At 61.1% G+C, this 14,828-nt stretch carries 14 protein-coding genes; 7 read left to right on the forward strand and 7 right to left on the reverse strand.

What is annotated here, in order from left to right; translation table 11 throughout:
* Positions 1-47: 47 nt before the first annotated feature.
* Positions 48-554, reverse strand: coding sequence for a winged helix-turn-helix transcriptional regulator (locus tag KGA82_RS01805; protein WP_223449461.1), 507 nt, complete (start codon positions 552-554; stop codon positions 48-50).
* A gap of 100 nt (positions 555-654) precedes the next feature.
* On the opposite strand from KGA82_RS01805, the gene KGA82_RS01810 reads away from it, so the two are divergent.
* Together KGA82_RS01810 and KGA82_RS01815 are read left to right on the forward strand one after the other, a co-directional pair.
* Positions 655-1,284: an isochorismatase family cysteine hydrolase gene (locus KGA82_RS01810; RefSeq protein ID WP_223414151.1), complete on the forward strand. Its 630-nt coding sequence runs from the start codon at positions 655-657 to the stop codon at positions 1,282-1,284.
* A gap of 6 nt (positions 1,285-1,290) precedes the next feature.
* Positions 1,291-2,856 carry an aldehyde dehydrogenase (NADP(+)) gene (locus KGA82_RS01815; RefSeq protein WP_223449469.1) on the forward strand — a complete coding sequence of 522 codons (1,566 nt, stop codon included), beginning with the start codon at positions 1,291-1,293 and terminating at the stop codon, positions 2,854-2,856.
* Positions 2,857-2,875: 19 nt separating this feature from the next.
* On the opposite strand, the gene KGA82_RS01820 is transcribed toward KGA82_RS01815, so the two are convergent.
* The 6 genes from KGA82_RS01820 to KGA82_RS01845 all read right to left on the reverse strand — a co-directional run bounded on the left by KGA82_RS01820 (position 2,876) and on the right by KGA82_RS01845 (position 9,963).
* Entirely contained in the window at positions 2,876-3,874 is a 999-nt protein-coding gene (locus KGA82_RS01820; protein ID WP_008032437.1) for a bile acid:sodium symporter family protein, read from the reverse strand.
* A 336-nt stretch (positions 3,875-4,210) separates the two neighbouring features.
* A complete protein-coding gene (locus tag KGA82_RS01825; protein ID WP_008032438.1) occupies positions 4,211-5,719 on the reverse strand; it encodes a tripartite tricarboxylate transporter permease in 1,509 nt (502 codons plus the stop codon).
* Between the two features lie 24 nt (positions 5,720-5,743).
* A complete protein-coding gene (locus KGA82_RS01830; protein WP_223449462.1) occupies positions 5,744-6,238 on the reverse strand; it encodes a tripartite tricarboxylate transporter TctB family protein in 495 nt (164 codons plus the stop codon).
* Positions 6,235-7,206 carry a Bug family tripartite tricarboxylate transporter substrate binding protein gene (locus KGA82_RS01835; RefSeq protein ID WP_223449463.1) on the reverse strand — a complete coding sequence of 324 codons (972 nt, stop codon included), beginning with the start codon at positions 7,204-7,206 and terminating at the stop codon, positions 6,235-6,237. The genes KGA82_RS01830 and KGA82_RS01835 overlap by 4 nt, the downstream gene beginning before the upstream one ends.
* 315 nt (positions 7,207-7,521) lie before the next feature.
* A complete protein-coding gene (locus KGA82_RS01840; RefSeq protein WP_223449464.1) occupies positions 7,522-8,610 on the reverse strand; it encodes a polyamine ABC transporter substrate-binding protein in 1,089 nt (362 codons plus the stop codon).
* Positions 8,611-8,661: 51 nt separating this feature from the next.
* On the reverse strand, positions 8,662-9,963 hold the full coding sequence (locus tag KGA82_RS01845) for an NAD(P)/FAD-dependent oxidoreductase (RefSeq protein ID WP_223449465.1): 1,302 nt from the start codon (positions 9,961-9,963) through the stop codon (positions 8,662-8,664).
* A gap of 143 nt (positions 9,964-10,106) precedes the next feature.
* On the opposite strand from KGA82_RS01845, the gene KGA82_RS01850 reads away from it, so the two are divergent.
* From KGA82_RS01850 to KGA82_RS01870, 5 genes are all read left to right on the forward strand, one after another.
* Positions 10,107-11,009, forward strand: coding sequence for a LysR family transcriptional regulator (locus KGA82_RS01850; protein WP_223449466.1), 903 nt, complete (start codon positions 10,107-10,109; stop codon positions 11,007-11,009).
* Between the two features lie 231 nt (positions 11,010-11,240).
* Entirely contained in the window at positions 11,241-12,011 is a 771-nt protein-coding gene (locus KGA82_RS01855; protein ID WP_008043703.1) for an alpha/beta hydrolase, read from the forward strand.
* Between the two features lie 123 nt (positions 12,012-12,134).
* Positions 12,135-12,392 carry a DUF2790 domain-containing protein gene (locus KGA82_RS01860; protein WP_223449467.1) on the forward strand — a complete coding sequence of 86 codons (258 nt, stop codon included), beginning with the start codon at positions 12,135-12,137 and terminating at the stop codon, positions 12,390-12,392.
* 40 nt (positions 12,393-12,432) lie between these two features.
* On the forward strand, positions 12,433-13,104 hold the full coding sequence (locus tag KGA82_RS01865) for a heavy metal response regulator transcription factor (protein ID WP_008043704.1): 672 nt from the start codon (positions 12,433-12,435) through the stop codon (positions 13,102-13,104).
* Positions 13,101-14,504, forward strand: coding sequence for a heavy metal sensor histidine kinase (locus KGA82_RS01870; RefSeq protein ID WP_223449468.1), 1,404 nt, complete (start codon positions 13,101-13,103; stop codon positions 14,502-14,504). The genes KGA82_RS01865 and KGA82_RS01870 overlap by 4 nt, the downstream gene beginning before the upstream one ends.
* Positions 14,505-14,828 lie beyond the last annotated feature (324 nt).

Here is a 14,828-nt window from a genome sequence, read left to right on the forward strand (position 1 = left end):
CCCGCCATAGAGCAGCACGACAACGTGCTGCTTTTTCTGTCGGGTGGCTACGCGCTTCGACTGCCCTTGAACGCCTCACGCCGCGCCTGCCTCTCTGCGCGGTACGCCGCGCTCTGCTCACTGATCAACTCTTCGCGGCGCAACAGCTCACCGCAATGGGCGCACAGCGGCCCTAACCCGGCGGGCTCGCCACAGTTTTTGTGGGTGTACACCACCGCCAAACCCTCTTCCGGCGACTTGCACCAGGTTTCGCCCCAGGCGCGCAGTGCCAACACCACCGAGTAGAAGGCCTGCCCTTTCGCGGTGAGGTGATACTCGTAGCGCGGTGGCCGTTCGTTGTAGAGACGGCGTTCTACCAGGCCGTCGGCTTCCAGGTTTTTCAGGCGTGTAGCGACCATTTGCGGAGTGCCGCCGGTCTGCGCCTGGATCTCGTCATATCGATGACTTCCCATGAACAACTCACGCAGGACCAGCACGGTCCAGCGGTCGCCCACGACTGTCTCGGCCCGCGCAATCGGGCATAGAGTGTCGGGAGCAGCAATGTTGGTCGACATACGGGCTTGCCTCTTTCGCTGTAACTATGATTATCATATCAACAAGATGCCCAGGCAAGTCCCCGGCACCGGTCACTCAACTTTTGTGGAGAACATCGTCATGTCGAACGCCCTTTATCCGCTCAACAGGACCGCCTATCTGCTGGTCGATCCGTACAACGACTTCCTCTCGGAAGGCGGCAAGGTCTTTCCCCTGATCAAGCCGATCGCCGAGCAAGTCGGCCTGCTCGACAACCTGCGCACGCTAGACCGCACGGTTCGCGCCCTCGACATTCCGGTCGTCATCGTACCGCACCATCGCTGGGAACACGGTGACTACGAAGGCTGGGACCATCCAACGCCGACCCAGTGCAAGATCATGCACATGCACCACTTTGCTCGCGGGGAATGGGGCGGCGAATGGCATCCGGATTTTGCGCCGAAGGACGGTGACATCGTCGTGCAGGAGCATTGGGGTTCGAGCGGTTTCGCCAACACCGACCTGGATTTTCGCCTCAAGCAAAAAGGCATCACCCACGTGATCATCGTCGGTCTGCTGGCCAACACCTGCATCGAAGCGACCGCTCGTTATGCATCGGAAATGGGTTACCACGTCACCCTGGTGCGCGATGCGACCGCCGCCTTCCGCCCGGAAATGATGCACGCCGCCCACGAGCTGAACGGCCCCACGTTTGCCCATTCGATTGTGACCACGGACGAACTCGTCGCCGCCCTCGCAGGGCAGGAATAACCGATGATGAAACTGACAGGAAACCTGATCATCGGGACCCACGATGTCGCGGCCACCGAAGGAACGATGAAAGCGCTCAACCCCGCGACCAACACGCTGATCGAACCGGATTTTGCCCTCGGCGGCGTCGCGCAAGTCCACCAGGCAGCAACGCTCGCCGACGAAGCGTTCGACAGTTACAGCCATACGTCGCTCGCTCGGCGCGCGGCGTTTCTCGAGAGCATTGCCGACAATCTTGAGGCCACCCGCAAGGAGCTGGCGGCACGGGCCGCGCTCGAAACGGGTCTGCCAGAAGCTCAGCTTGAGGGCGAAGCGAGCAGAGCCGCCGTCCAGTTCCGTCAGTTCGCGGAAGTCGTGCGCAAAGGCCGCTTCCTGCAACTTGCCATCGATCCGGCACAACCTGATCGTCAACCTCGCCCGCGCATGGACCATCGCCTGCAGAAAATGGCCATCGGCCCCGTGGCCATTTTCGGTGCGAGCAACTTTCCGATCGCCTATTCCGTGGCCGGTGGCGACACCGCTTCAGCATTGGCCGCCGGCGCGACCGTCATCCTCAAAGCGCACAACGCCCATCCGGGTGCTTCGGAAATCCAGGCACGGGCCATCCAGAAGGCCGTGCAGGAGCACGGGTTGCACGAGGGGGTCTTCTCGATGGTACGCGGCAGCGGCAACACCATCGGCGAAGCGCTGGTCGATCATCCTTTGATTAAAGCCGTGACGTTTACCGGTTCGGAACAAGGCGGCATGGCGCTGTATCGGCGTGCGCAGCTGCGGCCCGATCCCATCCCGGTGTTTACCGAAATGACCAGCATCAACCCCACGTTCATCCTGCCCGCTGCCCTGGCCGAGCGCGGCGCGCAGATCGGCGATGGCTTTATCGAGCGCATGCTGGTCAATGTCGGGCAAGCCTGCCTCAGGCCCGCTCTGCTGATCGCGATCAAAGGCGCTGGGCTCGAAGCGCTGCGCGCCGCCATGGTGCAGCGCGTCAGTGAGGCTGCAGCCCGCACGATGCTGACGCCGGGGATCCATGCGTCTTACCTGAACGGTCTCACCGCGATGGAAAACGCCGGTGCGCAGCGCATCGCCGAAGGCACGGCCGCCAGCGCCGACGTTGACGGCCAATCGGCGTTGCTGGAGGTCACCGGCCAACGTTTCCTCGAGGAAGCCGCGCTGTCGCAGGAAGTCTTCGGACCATCGGCGCTGCTGGTGACCGTCGAGGACGAGGCTGAACTGCTCGCCATTGCCCGCTCGCTCAAAGGCCAACTCAGCGCCGCCCTGCACCTCGAAACAACTGACTTGCCACTGGCCCGGCGCTTGTTGCCGGTGCTGGAGCGCAGGACCGGACGCATCGTCGTCAACGCCTTCGCCCATCCGCAAGAGGTGACGCACGCCACTGTTCACGGCGGTCCGTTTCCGGCGACCTCGGACAGTCGCTTCACCTCGGTGGGCATGACGTCGATCGAACGCTTCCTGCGGCCGGTGGCTTACCAGGGTTTTCCGGACGCGCTGTTGCCTGAGGTATTGCGTGATTTCAACCCGTTGGGGCTGCCTCGCCTCGTCGACGGGCAATAGTTGTCAGCCAGACCGGAGATCAAGGATCAACCTGAGCCATGAGTTCAGGGATGGTTTCCTTGCGATTGGCATAGCGCTGCGCCAACACGGCGCAGACCATCAGTTGAATCTGGTGGAACAGCATCAACGGCAGGATCAACACACCCATGGTGCTGCCGGCGAACAGGACCTGGGCCATCGGCACGCCGGTGGCCAGGCTCTTCTTCGAACCACAGAACAGGATGGTGATGCGGTCTTCCTGATTGAAGCCGAACGCCTTGCCCAGCACGGTGGACGCCAGCAAGACCAACGCCAGCAAAATGCAGCAAGCGACCACCAGTCCGGCCAGTTCCCAGAGCGGTATCTGATGCCAGATCCCTTCGATCACCGCCTCGCTGAACGCGCCGTAAACCACCAACAGGATTGAGCCCTGATCGACGAATTTCAGCCAGCTCTTGTTGCGCGCAACCCAGGCGCCGATCCAGCGTCGAGCGATCTGCCCGGCAATGAACGGCAGCAGCAGTTGCACGCTGATCTTCAGAATTGCATCGAGCGTCGAGCCGCCTTCGCCGTGCACATTCAGCAGTAAGGTCACCAGCAACGGCGTGAGGAAAATCCCGAACAGGCTGGAGGCCGCCGCACTGCAAATCGCCGCCGGAATATTTCCGCGCGCCAGGGACGTGAACGCAATCGCTGACTGCACCGTAGCGGGCAACGCACAAAGGTAAAGCATGCCCATGTACAGGTCGGCGCCGATCATCGGCGACAGTAAGGGTTTGAGCGCCAGCCCAAGCAAGGGGAACAGGACAAACGTCAGGCTGAACACCAGCAAATGCAGGCGCCAGTGGCCAGCCCCGGCGATGATCGATTCACGCGACAGTTTGGCGCCGTGCAGGAAAAACAGCAGGGCAATGGCGATGTTGGTCAGCCAGCCAAAACCGACCGCGACCTGACCGCTGGCGGGCAGCAGGCTGGCAAGAATCACCACGCCGATCAGGGTCAGGGTGAAGTTGTCGGGTAAAAAACGGGGGCGAGTCATCGGTATTATCCGGTGGTGGCGAGGGGCGTGGGTCGACTCTAACGCGCCTGCCGATTACCGACTAACGCTAACAAGCCAGTAGATGTCGCCTAACGGACATAACGTTGATGCGAATGTATTCATCAGCAAAAACAACGGGGGGCGAGTAACTTCATGCGGACGCGGTACTCGACCATGACACAAATCAACTGTAGGAGCCGGCTTGCTGGCGAAGGCGTCCGTCCAGTCAATAAATAGTTGACTGACCCACCGCCATCGTCGGAACGCCGCCCGCAGCAAGCCGGCTCCTACAGGGGAACGAGTACATCCGCAGAATCAGGTCGCCACCGCACACGCTCAATCATCCTCATGCAACTTGATACCCCTGGCATGCAGCAAATGCGGCACCACCAGCACCAGTAACGTCAACGCCAGAAACGCAGCTGAGATTGGCTGTGTCAGAAACACCGTCCAGTCGCCCTCGCTGATCGACAACGCGTTACGCAGCTGTTTCTCTGCCATCGGCCCCAGCAGCATGCCCACGATCACCGGCGCGACGGGGAAGTCGAACCGCCGCATCAACACCCCGCCCCACCCGATCGCCAGCATCAGCAACAGGTCGAAAGATGAGTGGCGCATGCCATACACGCCGATGGTGGCGAACACCAGGATCCCGGCATTCAGATAAGGCCGGGGGATTTGCAGGAGTTTGACCCAGAGGCCCACCAACGGCAGGTTCAGCACCAGCAGGATGACGTTGCCGATGTACAGCGAGGCCACCAGGGTCCAGACCAGTGCACCCGAGGTTTCAAACAGCAGCGGCCCCGGTTGCAGGTTGTAGTTCTGGAACGCCGCCAACAGGATGGCTGCCGTGGCGGAAGTCGGGATACCAAGCGTCAGCAACGGCACCAACGAACCGGTGGCGCTTGCGTTGTTCGCCGCTTCAGGGCCGGCGACGCCCTCGATGGCGCCCTCGCCTTTGTTGGCGGCAAATTCTTTCGGATACTTGCTGAGTTTGCGCTCGGTCGAATAGGACAGGAACGTCGGGATCTCCGCACCACCGGCCGGAATCGAACCGAAGGGAAAACCGATCAGTGTCCCTCGCAGCCAGGCCGGAACCGAGCGCTTCCAGTCGGCGCGCGTCATCCACAACGAGGACATGCGGTGTCGACCGGAGGCCTCTTCTTTCTGATACAGCAAGCTGTACAGCGCCTCGCCCACCGCAAACAACCCGACCGCGACCAGCACGACTTCGATGCCATCGACCAGCTCCGGGACGCCTAGGGTGTAACGAGCGATACCCGAGGTCGAGTCCAGCCCGATCAAACCGATGGTCAAGCCAATCCCCAGGGATGCAAAGCCGCGCAACATTGACGCCCCGAGCACCGCAGACACCGTCGTGAACGACAGCACCAGAATCGCGAAATACTCCGCAGGCCCGAACTTCAGTGCCAGTTTCGCCACAATGGGCGCAAACAAGGTCAGCAGAACCGTGGCGACAGTGCCTGCCACAAAGGACCCGATGGCCGCCGTGGCCAAGGCCGGGCCCGCTCGGCCATTGCGGGCCATGAGGTTGCCTTCCAGGGCCGTGACCATGGAAGACGATTCCCCTGGGGTATTGAGCAAAATGGAGGTCGTGGAGCCGCCGAACTGAGCGCCGTAGTAGATGCCGGCGAACATGATCAGCGCGCCGGTGGGATCGACCTTCGCGGTAATGGGCAGCAACAGCGCCACGGTCAGCGCCGGCCCGATGCCCGGCAAGACGCCGATGGCGGTGCCGAGCAGGCAACCAATGAACCCCCACATCAGATTGATCGGCGTCAGGGCCGAGGAAAACCCCATTGCCAGGCTTGCGAGAATATCCACCCTGTTGATCTCCTGCGGCCTGAATCAGATCCAGGCGTTGACAAGCGGCGGAAGGGAAACCCCCAGCCCTGCATTGAACAGCCAGTAAATCGGGAGCGTCAGGGCAATGCCGATGGCGAGATCGCGCAGCGGATGACGACTGCCGAAACCCCGCGCCGAACAGGCGAACAACAGCGCGGCCGACAGGACAAAGCCAATGAGATTGATAAGCACGGCAACGCCTAGCAGCCCCCCCGTCACCCAGGCCACCCCCGCTTTGCCGCCAGGCACCACTTTGGCGGATTCGTCATCGTGATCGGCCAGTTCGCGAAAACCGCCGGTGACGGCTTGAAAGCACAGAACCACCCCCACGCCCGCGAGGAATACCGCCACGGCGTAGGGATAGACGTACGCCCCCAGGATGACGAACCCCATCTCCTCGGGAAACAGAAAGGCGCCGTAGCCCAGCATGGCGCTGATGGCGAGCACACCGATGCCAATCGCCAGTTGCACCGGCACGATTGCACGCGATTGACTCATGGCTTGACCAGCCCCACTTCCACCAGCATTGCCCGCAGCCGCACGTGCTCCGCATCGACGAATTTGCCGAACTCGTCACCGGTGAGGATGTTGGGTGACCATTTGTTGGTTTCGATGTTGTCTTTCCAGACTTTGCTGTTGGCGGCTGCCACCACGGCGTCGGTGACTTCCTTGCGCTGCTCTGGCGTGAGGCCCGCGGCACCGTAAACACCACGCCAGTTGCCGATGATCACGTCATACCCGCTTTCTTTAAGCGTCGGGGCGTCGATGCCTGCAACGCGCTCCGGTGCGCCGATGGCGAGTACACGGAACTGATCGCTCCTGATGTATTGGCCAAGTTCGGCATAACCGCCGGTGATGACTTTGATCTGCCCGCCCAAGGCCTGGGCAACCACTTCACCTCCGCCGGCGAAAGCGACGTAATTGACCTTGTTGACCGGGACGCCCATTTTCGCGGCCAGTTCCGCAATGCCGATGTGATCGATCGAGCCCTTGGAACCCCCGCCCCAGGCAATGCTGGTCGGTTTTTCCTTGAAGGCTTTCAGCAAGTCGTCCAGGGTTTTGAATTCGGATTCCTTGCGCACCGCAATCACGTTGTATTCGGTAAACAGCCGGGCAATCGGCGTCACATCCTTCAAGGTAATCTGCGGGTTGTTCTGCTCAATGCCAGCAACCATGATCGCGCCCATCACAAGCAGCGCATCCGGATCGCCCTTGGTGCTGTTGGCAAACTGCGCCAGCCCCAGCGTGCCCCCCGCGCCGCCCTTGTTTTCGAAGGTGACGGATTTGGCCACATTGGCTTCAACCAAGGCTTTGCCCAGCACGCGTGCGGTCTGGTCATAACCGCCACCCACCGAACCTGGGGCCATGAACTTGACGGTTTCCAGCGCAAAGGCAGGCGTTGTGAGCACAGCGGCAGTGACGACAACCGCGAGGCAAAGGGTGGATCGACGTAACGATGCGAACATGCGTTTTCTCCCGGGACTTTTGTTTTTATGGGGCGCCGGCTGAACGTCGGTCCGGACATAAATCCGGATCGTTGAACAGCCATCTCGGGATAAGCGTAGGCCATGGTTGGAATGGCGGCATACAACAGTGAATCAGTTCATTTCAGGAAGACGCCTGCATGGATGCGCGGCGCGTTGCACGGACTCAAAATGGTGGCCGTCGCGGTGGGAGCAGTTGCAGGATTGCTGGATGACTTTTGAGCGCCATTGACCGGGATTGACCCGCTGATACCGCCCCTTCCCTGACTCGCACAGTCAAGGAAGGGGCAATCAACCTCAGGTATTGGTTTTCAGCTTGGTCCACAGACGCGTGCTCAACCGCGCAATCGCCGCCGGCAGTTCCTCGACGGTAAACAGCTTGTCCAGCACGCTCTTCGGCGGGTAGATCGCCAGGTCCTGCTTCACGGCCGGGGTCACATATTGATCCGCAGTGAGGTTGGGGTTGGCGTAGTGGATGCTGTTGCTGATGTTGGCAATGACTTGCGGCGTCAGCAGGTAGTTCATGTAGGCGTAGCCGTTTTTCTCGTGCGGCGCGCTTTTGGGCATGACCACCATGTCGAACCACAGAGTCGAGCCTTCGTCAGGAATCGAGTAAGCGATGTCGATGCCGTTGTTGGCTTCCTTGGCGCTGGCGGCCGCCTGAACGATGTCGCCGTTGAAGCCGATCACCGCGCAGACATTGCCGTTCGCCAGGTCACTGATGTACTTGGACGCATGGAAGTACTGCACGTACGGCCTGATTTTCAGCAGCGCCTGCTCGGCTTTCTTGTAGTCCGCCGGCTCGTGGCTATGGGGCGGCAGGCCCAGGTAATTCAGGGTGATTGGCAGGATTTGCGTCGGGTTATCGATGATCGCCACGCCGCACTGGCTGAGTTTCTTGATGTTTTCTTCTTCAAAAAACAGCTTCCAGGAATGGGTGACATCGGTGTTGCCGAAGATCGCCTTGATCTTCTCGACGTTGTAACCGATCCCCGCCGTGCCCCACATGTATGGGTAGCCGTACTGGTTGCCCGGGTCGTTCACTTCGAGTTTTTTCATCAGCGCCGGGTCCAGGTTTTTCCAGTTCGGCAGTTGGCTCCGGTCGAGTTTCTGAATGGCCCCGGCCTTGATCAGGCGCGACAGGAAATGGTTCGAAGGGCTGACTACGTCGTAGCCGGTGTTGCCGGTCATCAGCTTCGATTCCAGCACTTCGTTGCTGTCGTGGATATCGTAAGTCGCCTTGATCCCGGTTGCCTGGGTGAAGCTGGTCAGGGTGTCGTCGGCGATGTAGCCGTTCCAGTTGGAAATATTGACGACTTCGTCGGCGTACGTGGCGGCCGACAACGTGGTCAGTACAACCATCAGGGGAATTGTGTTCGCGCGCATGTTCAATCACCTTATTGATGAGCTTTTGTTGTTTTTTGATCGCCGGGGTTTCTAGATTTCTGTTCTGGCCCTGATCGCCTCCACGCGCATGCGAAGCATGGCACCGATATCGAGCAAGGGCTTTGGCGGCAGCCAGCCCGGTTGCGCCCTGCGCATGACCGATTCGAGGATCGGCGAGCAGGTGCCCGAGGCCATTTCGGCGAGCAATCGCCCCCACAGCGTGCCGCGCGCGACACCCGAACCATTGCAGCCGGCCACCGCAAACACACCCTCTTCGACCTTGCCGAAATAGGGTTGCCCGGTGCGCGAGGCGCTCAAATGTCCGGTCCAGGTGTACTGGATGTCCTGCTCGCCCAAAAACGGAAAACGCCGTTGCAAGCCGAGCACATGGTGTTTGCGCCGATGCAGCAGTTCGCTGTCGGTCAGGTCACGGGAGCGGTACTCCGCAGTGTTGCGGATCATCACGCGACGGTCCGGGGTCAGGCGCACCGTGGCGCCGAGCGGCCGGGTGGAGAGCACGCCCCACGGTTCGACGGCGCCGATGGACTGGAACTCTTCATCGCTGAGCGGCCGGGTAAGGCTGGCGCTGAGTTCCATCGGGAAGGTTCCGCTGTCCTCTATGCCCGACCGGGGAATGAACGCGTTCAGGCACACCAGGACTTGCGGCGCCTCGATACTGCCAGCGATGCCATTGGCGCGAATTCGCCCTTTGCCCAGACGCTCCAGGCCGGTGATGTCGGTGTTCTCGAACACGGTCACGTTGTCCGGCAGTGCATCCAGCAAGCCCTTCACGTATTTCGCCGGTTGCAGCAGCGCGTTGCCCTGACCGCACCAGATCGCGGCCTGGTAGTGCCGGGTGCCGAGTTTTTCGCTCAGTTGCTCACCTTGCAGAAACTCAGCAGAAGCGCCGACGGCGCGTAGCGTCGCCAGTTTGCCTTCGACATCGGTCAACTTGCCTGGGTCGCTGACCGCGAAGAAGTAACCGCAATCCCTGAAGTCGCATTCGATACCGTGACGGGCGATGCGTTGGCGCACTTCGTCGCTGGCAGCCCGTGAAATCGCGGTGTCCACTTCATAACCGGCGAACCCGTGGTTGCCGATCAACTCGTCCCTGGTCGGGTGTTCGTGACCTACGACGAAGCCTGAGTTGCGCGCCGAAGCGCCCTGCGCCGCGCGTTGCCGATCGACGATCACGATCCGCGCCTGAGGGTGCAATTGCGCGAGCGAGTGCGCGGCACTCAGCCCGGTGATACCGGCACCGATAATCAGCCAGTCGGCTTTTACCGTGCCTTTGAGAGGACCGCGAGCGGCTGAACTTCCCGCCTGCGCAATCCAGCCACATTCATTGGTCATGCCTCACCTCATTGACTGTCATTCTGCGAGCGCATGCTGTAATCGCATGGACGTTTCCGGAAAACGCTCGCCAGAGCTAGAATCTATAAGGCCTGTAGTGATACAACCAACGTTATAAAATCATCGAGCCATTCAGAAAACGCATGGATAAAATTCGCCACATTCCTTCGCTCCAGGCCTTGCAGGCGCTGGTGGAAGTCTCCGACTCGGGCAGCTTCACCCAAGCGGCCGCCAGGCTGTGCCTGACCCAAAGTGCGGTGAGCCGAAAGATTCAGCTATTGGAAAGCCACTTCGGCGTGCCGATGTTTGCGCGGAACAGCCGCCATGTGCGACTGACGCCGGAAGGCGAACAGGTGTTGGCAACCGCACGAAATATCCTGGCGCAACTGAAAACCCTGGAGGACCGCCTCTCGCCACAGGAACGGCCCTTCCGCATTCGCATGCATGTGTCGCTGGCGGTTCGCTGGTTGTTGCCGAAGTTGAGCGAGTTTTATCGAAGTCATCCGCAGGTTTCGCTGTCGATCGAGACCGTGGCGACAGAAGTGGTGGAGCCGGCCATCGACAGTGATGCGTACATTCTCTATCTGCCCGAGCCGTCCGCTGACCCGGATAGCCTGACCCTGTTCAAGGAAGCGTTGGTGCCGGTGTGCGCGCCCGGGCTGGGCACCTCGACGCGGCCATTGGCAGCGGTGGAAGACCTGGTGAGTTTCCCGCTGTTGCATCGCTCGGCGGACCGCAATGATTGGGCTCAGTGGTTGTCAGCCAATGGCGGTAAATCGCTGGATGATTACCGGCACATCCCCTTCAACCTCGATGAACTGGCGCTGGACGCGGCGGCACGAGGATTGGGGGTGGCGATGACGGATATGACGCTGGCAGGAGAGTCGATAGAGCGAGGGGTGCTGGTTATCCCGTTTGGCCGGCCGTTGGCAACACGTGGAATTTACGCGTTGAATCTGCAACCTTCAGCTGTTGCTCATCCGGCTTGCGCGATGGTTCTGCAATGGTTTGCGCAGCAGGCGGACAGGCAAGACCTTCAGCGTTAGGTGCTCCCACCGGCCCCATCGCCAGCAAGCCGGTTCCTACAGGTTCGCGGCGTTTGTACCGAATCCTTGCCGGCGATGGCGGCCGCAAGATCACCGCAAAACCCAATGGCCGTGCATTACAAACTTGTCATCGAGTTGTCAGCGTAGCCAGCACCCTCGCTTCCTAAAGTGGCGTCGTCAGTCACCCACACCGGGTGACGCCTCCCACTGATGATGACAAGGGTCGATACCATGAAACCATTGAACAAACTCTGCCTGATCGCCGCCAGCCTGCTGATGCTCGGCACCGGCTCCGCCATGGCCGGCGACATCGCGCCGGTCAAGGCCGACAACGTCGTGCTGGTACACGGCTCATGGGCTGATGGCTCAAGTTGGGCGGACGTGATTTCGCGGTTACAGGCCGCCGGATTGCACGTCACCGCCGTTCAAAACCCGTTGACCTCGGTCGCCGATGACGTCGCCGCCACCCAGCGTGTACTCAACCAACAGGACGGCCCGACGGTGTTGGTCGGCCACTCCTACGCCGGCACCGTGGTCAGTGAGGCCGGGGTGAACCCAAAGGTCAGCTCGCTGGTATACGTCGCGGCCCGCGCCCCGGACGCCGGGGAAGATTTCGTCGCCCTGTCAGCCAAATACCCGACCATGCCCGTGCGTGCCGGCACCGAAGAACACGACGGTTTCGTCAGCCTGAAACAGGATGCCTTCCTCAAATATTTCGCCAGCGACGTGCCCCACGACAAGGCGATGCAACTGTTCGCCGTGCAGCAACCGATTGCCAAAACCCTGTTCACTGATCGCACCACCGCAGCCGCCTGGCACAGCAAACCGTCGTGGTACGCGGTCTCCAGCCTCGACCAGACCATCAACCCGGACCTCGAACGCTTCCTCGCCAAACGCATGGGCGCGACCACCATCGAGCTGCCGTCGAGCCATTTGTCGCTGGTTTCCCACTCCAAAGAAATCGCCGACCTGATCCTCGAAGCCTCCGGCCGCCAGCCATAACGCCAGGCCCGGTTTCATTACAACTTTGTCATTGAACTGTTGGTCGGCTGTCCGGATCGCCTGGTTAACCTGAACTCACTGTCAGGCCATTCCCGGCAGCCAACCTGAATAGAGAGACACCTCATGAAAATGTTAATCCTCGGTTTCGCCGCCCTCCTCGCCACCGGCTCGGCGTTTGCCGATACGCAGACCACTGCGCCGGTGATCTACGACAAGACCGGTTTTTTCGTGCACATGGACGTCGCCAAAGTCCTCGCCAGTACCGACATCTCGCAACAATGCGGCGTGATCCCTGCGCGACTCGACTACCTCGACCACCAGGGTCGCGAGCACGTCCTCGATTACCAGGTCAACGGTACGGGCTGCACCAACGATCATTGATCCGGCTACACTGGCGCCAATTGGCTGAGGCACAACCCCCATGAATATCCTGGTAGTCGAAGACGAACCCAAGGCAGGCAATTACCTGCTCAACGGCCTGCAGGAACTCGGTTACTCCGTCAGTCTGGCGCGGGACGGCATCGATGGCCTGCACCTGGCTCTGGAGCACGATTTCGATGTCATCGTGCTGGACGTGATGATGCCGAAAATGGATGGCTGGGAGGTTCTGCGCCGCTTGCGCAAGGAAGCCGACACACCGGTGTTGTTTCTCACCGCGCGGGATGACATCGCCGACCGCATCAAGGGCCTGGAACTGGGCGCCGACGATTACCTGATCAAGCCTTTTTCCTTCGCCGAACTGGTGGCGCGCCTGCGCACCCTGACCCGCCGTGGTCCCACCCGCGAAGAAGAACAGCTGCAGGTGGACGACCTGCAGATCGACGTGCTCAAGCGCCGCATCACCCGCGCTGGCGTGAAGATCACCCTGACCAACAAGGAATTCGCCCTGCTGCATTTGTTTGCCACGCATCAAGGCCAGGTCTTGTCGCGCTCGATGATCGCGTCACGGGTCTGGGACATGAATTTCGACAGTGACACCAACGTCGTCGACGTCGCCGTGCGTCGCTTGCGCCTGAAAATCGATGACCCGTTCCAGCTCAAGCTGATCCACAGCGTGCGCGGTATCGGCTACCGCTTCGACACCCAGGCATGAGTCGCCTTCGCCATTCCCTGACACTGCGCTTGGCGCTGGTGTTTGCCCTGCTCGCGTTTGTCTCGCTGACCCTGTTGGGCGTGGCGCTGTACCGCGACCTGGAGCGCGAGCTGATCCGCCGCGACGACGCGGCCCTGGTGAACCGCATCGATCAACTGCGCACCTTCCTCAACGACAGCAATACGCTGGAGCTGATCAGGACCAAACCGGCGCTGTTCCAGAACATGCTGGGCAATCGCGAAGCCCTGCTGACCATTGGCGCCGCCGGACAAAAACCGCTGCTGGTGGTCAATCCCGGCAACCTCGCCTTGCCATCGCTGGCACCGGTGTCGATGGACCATCCGTTGAGTCTGGCCGATGTGCAGCACTATCCCGGCGTGGACGGCGTCCCTTTCGCGGCCGTCGCGGCGACCATCGAATCCGACGATATGGGCAGCTTGCAGGTGGTCACCGGACGCCTGATGACCGAGCGCACCGCCGTGCTCGCCCGCTACCGCCTCAACGTGTACCTGTTCGCCAGCGTGGCGGCGATTCTGCTGGCGCTGTCCGGCTATCTGCTGGTGCATCGCGGCCTGCTGCCCGTGCGACGCCTGGCCCGGCATGCCCACGGCATTGGTGTCGGCAACCTCACCGAGCGCCTCGATGGTCAGGGCGCGCCACGGGAGCTGCTGCCGATGATCGACGCGCTCAATGCAATGCTCGACCGTTTGGGCAAGGGCTTCGTGCAACTGGGTCAGGTCTCGACCGACATGGCCCATGAATTGCGCACGCCGATCAACAACCTGCTCGGCGAAACCCAGGTTGCGTTGCAGCAGAACCGTAGCGTCGAGGCCTATCAGCAACTGCTCGCCTCCAACGTCGAAGAGCTTGAGCGTCTGGCGCGGATGCTCGACAACATGCTGTTTCTGGCGCGTACCGACCCGGCCAGTGCCCTGAGCCAACGCCAGGAGCTGGATGCCGCTGACGAAATGGAACGTATGGCCGACTATTTTGAAGGGCTGGCGGCGGATGTCGGGATCAGCATCGATGCCCAGGGCAGCGGCGTGATCTGGGCTGAGCCGATGCTGCTGCGCCGTGCGTTGGCCAACCTGTGCGCCAATGCCATCAAATATGGCGCGGCGCATTCTGAGCTGGTCATTCGCGCCATACCTTCGGCTGAGGGGATCCGGGTGGTCGTGCGTAACGTTGGCCAGACCATCCCTGCCGAGCACCTGCCCCGGCTGTTCGAGCGCTTTTACCGGGTTGACGAATCCCGCGAGCGTTCGGCTCATTCCAATGGCTTGGGGCTGTCGATCGTGGCGACGATCATGCAGTTGCATAACGGGGCTTACAGTGTCAGCAGCAGTGAGGGGGTGACGTGTTTTGAGTTGTTTTTTCCGGGGCGGCGGGTGGGTGAGTGAGGCTTGGTGTTTTCGCGGTTGGTGTGAATATCCGTTTTTTTGGTAACGGCGGCTATTGGTTTCGCCCTTACGGCGAGTCACTTGGAAGAGCCCCAAGTAACCAAGGGCTCTTGCCCCTTTCGTTCGGTGCCTCGCTAAGGCTCGGCATGCCCTCGCTCCGGTCCTGCTCCGTGGGCCCGCCGCCATCGGCCATCCATGGCCGGGGGCGGCTAACCCGGCATCCATGCCGGGTTGCCCACTGCGCAGAACCTCCACTCGGCCTCTCGAGGGGGCGCTCAGATCAAAAGCGGAAGGCGAGCTAACGCTCGGCCTGATGAGTGGTGA

The organism is Pseudomonas sp. BF-RE-22 (assembly GCF_019956155.1).
In the GTDB taxonomy this organism is placed as follows: Bacteria; Pseudomonadota; Gammaproteobacteria; order Pseudomonadales; family Pseudomonadaceae; genus Aquipseudomonas; species Aquipseudomonas migulae.